The organism is Vibrio sp. 378, from assembly GCF_033339435.1.
This window is the reverse complement of the sequence record NZ_JAWOUO010000757.1, coordinates 1-618: the sequence shown is the minus strand read 5'-3', so window position 1 is coordinate 618 and position 618 is coordinate 1. Positions and strand designations below refer to the sequence as shown.

The 618-nt window shown below is 43.2% G+C and carries 1 protein-coding gene; it reads right to left on the bottom strand.

Features of this window, described 5'->3' with window-relative positions; translation table 11 throughout:
- Positions 1-458 (bottom strand): NUDIX domain-containing protein (locus R7Q48_RS28685; protein ID WP_318133735.1); only part of this gene is annotated, 458 nt, incomplete at its 3' end.
- Positions 459-618: the final 160 nt, after the last annotated feature.

Here is a 618-nt window from a genome sequence, read left to right as displayed (position 1 = left end):
TGCGCTTTAGAAGCATCAACTTCACCAACAAACACATCCAGTTTTTCAGAGCATCCACCGGAAGAAGGATAATAAGACGTGACTGATGCCACTCGCCCTACGGTAATGCCTGCTTCTTCTTCGGCTTCACGGCGAATCACCTCTTCTGCGGATTCATCGCGATCGATCATACCGGCGACAATTTCTAGCTGCCAAGGGTGTTCATGTTCCAATGCGCCAATGCGGATCTGCTCAATGATAACCACTTGATCCGTTTTAGGATCGTAGGGCAGCATTGCCGCGGCATGGCCACGCTCGAACATTTCTCGTTCAACCACGTCGCTCCAACCACCAGCGAATAGCTTATGCTTAAAACGGTACTTCACCATTTTAAAGAAGCCTTCAAACACAGATTCTTTCGAGATGATTTCTACGTCTCGTGAAGTAAACTCATCTTGTCGTTTGTCACACTGTTGCATTCAACACCTCTCTGAGTGAATCTTGTAGTTTACTCATTGTTAATCACTTGCTCAAAGGACTTGGCTCAACTTTTTGTACAATAGTTATAATTTATTTTAAGTCTGAGTCAAAAATTTATTGCACAGATGGATAATTACGTGTAAAAAAGTGCAAACTTTA